The sequence below is a fragment of the Marinagarivorans sp. genome (assembly GCF_982758155.1).
Window position 1 is genome coordinate 14361 of record NZ_CEXWTU010000099.1, and the last position, 2174, is coordinate 16534.

At 49.0% G+C, this 2174-nt stretch carries 1 protein-coding gene; it reads left to right on the top strand.

The annotated features are described in order from the left end of the window. Positions 1-427 precede the first annotated feature (427 nt). A complete protein-coding gene (locus AC3A8L_RS11850; protein WP_487962471.1) occupies positions 428-2125 on the top strand; it encodes an autotransporter domain-containing protein in 1698 nt (565 codons plus the stop codon). Positions 2126-2174 lie beyond the last annotated feature (49 nt).

Here is a 2174-nt window from a genome sequence, read left to right on the forward strand (position 1 = left end):
AATCCTTACCCATATGGTAATACGACCCAACGCCGTTCAGGTGTTTTGTAGGCGAAGCGACAGCGGCCGCGCTCAGTAGCAGGCTTATTAAACACAGTATATATCGCACGGATAATGGGGGGTTAGCCACACTGGTTTTAGTAAAAATCATGGTGAATATGGGGTATCAATATTTAGAGCGAACGGTTGGCGCCACTATAGCAACTATGTCGTCCTACGCAACGTTAAAGTATGCACTACAGTCGGCACCCTTGAACGGTGGTAATTACTAAGGTGGTGTCGTAGTGGCTAAGTCGTTGCGAGGGCGGGCGCTAAATCGGCCTATTAGGCTGTTGAGTTTTGTGGGCCTTAGCCGGTAGTATCCACGCTTATTTTTTATTCGCACCGAGGCGATTTTATGAAGGTAGTGGCGTCAATAGTACCCCAAATGAAGAAAAGGCCATTAACGCGGGCGATAAGCCGTTTGTTAGTGGTCGCTATGGCTGCGCCGGCGGCCGCTTTTGCTGAAGATCTTCGATTGTCGTTACCGCAAGTTACGGTTACCTCAAGCGATGGCAGTGTCGTTATGGCCGAGGGGCAGGCTCGTCTACCCGTTGCCGAAGGCGATACCGTGGTCGGCCAGATTGGTGTTGTCATGGATGGCGAGGTAGAGGTAGCCCTAGCCGCTCAGACATGTAGTGTGACTTTTGATTTGGTCGTGTCGAAAAATCGAGAACTGTATCTAGGGCAGGGTGACGGCCTAGATCCAATCAGCACGGATGATTATCGCCTAACGGGTGGGAGCACAACAATACCGGTAACGATTAATGAAAGTGGTGCAATGACCAGTACCGCTCAAATGTTTGAGTTAACGTTGCTTGGCGATGCCGAGGAAGAAACTGAAGAAAGCTACGGTTTGTATGCCGACAATGTCACCACAACCTGCAACAGTTTTAGCGAGGGTGGTTTATATACCGTCGATAATTTATTCCGCGATACGAATGACGGTTATGCCAGTGGTGGCTTTCTGTATGGCACATTATCAAACGGCCCGGAAGTGATAGTTCAAGAGCCAGGCCCCGAGCAAGAAGTACCTGTGGTGGAGCAGTCCGCTGCGTTACGTTCGGCTATATACACGACCAAAGCTCAGCTTCAAACCGTCACGTCAATCTCTTTGCAAAACGCCCGCACGCGGAATCAAAATATTGCTCGTGAATTAGCGCGTCGTCGCAATAACGAAGCCGGTTTAAACACGGATCATTTATCCCTCAATATAAAAGGTCAGGGTGTTTCACTTGGTGCGCTGGGCGGTGCCGCCGGAGATAGCGAGCAGGCTTGGAGTGGTTTTATCAGCGGTAGTATAGAAGTTGGTGATGCTAAAGACGAAGTGCCGGGATTAGACTTTGATTCGAATATGATTACCGCAGGGGTAGATTACCGTTACGACGCTTGGGTCTTTGGTGCGGCCTTAACCTTGGCCTCGGCAGAATCGCAACGCGCACAAGGTGCTCAAACGGCGGAGGTTGATCAGCAAGGCGTATCGGCTTTTATCAGTTATTTTAGCCAAAATTTTTATCTTAACTTTATCGCATCACAGAGCAGTAATGATTACGACTTTGCTCGCCAGCAAAATAGTGCGCAAGTTGTGGCGCAAACTAATGGTGACGAGTTGGGTTTTGCTTTAGGGGGTGGTTACGAGAAAAACATTAAACGTTGGAATTTACGGGCCTTCTTTATTCTGGATGATACTACCGTTGATGTAGACGGTTATGCCGAAAGTGCGAGTAATTTACAGATGCGTGTAGCCAGCTTTAAGCGCGACGAGCAAAACCTTGATATAGGGGGTTTTGTGAATTACACCGTTAATACGCAAGTGGGTGTTTTTCAGCCATTTGCCCAGCTTTCTTATCGCGATTTATTGGATGGCGACAAATGGTCGGCTACCGCTCAGTATTCAGGCCTTGAGGGCAGCGGCACGACAGAGCTCGGTTTTCAGTTGGACGCGACTCATTATTGGTCTGGGCAGGTGGGAGTCAGTGCTGTTTTCCCTCGAGGTATATCGGCCTATTTGGCTTATCAGCAAGATATCTCGCGTAGTGATTGGGATATTGCCCGCTATGATGTTGGCTTGCACTGGGCGTTTTAACACAGCGTAAGGGGCGAGGCAATAATAGTTTGTCCAATTAGACGAGGGC

Bases quoted from the DNA above. Each gene is read 5' to 3' on its own strand.
- AC3A8L_RS11850 (WP_487962471.1), top strand. From the start codon at position 428: ATGAAGAAAAGGCCATTAACGCGGGCGATAAGCCGTTTGTTAGTGGTC.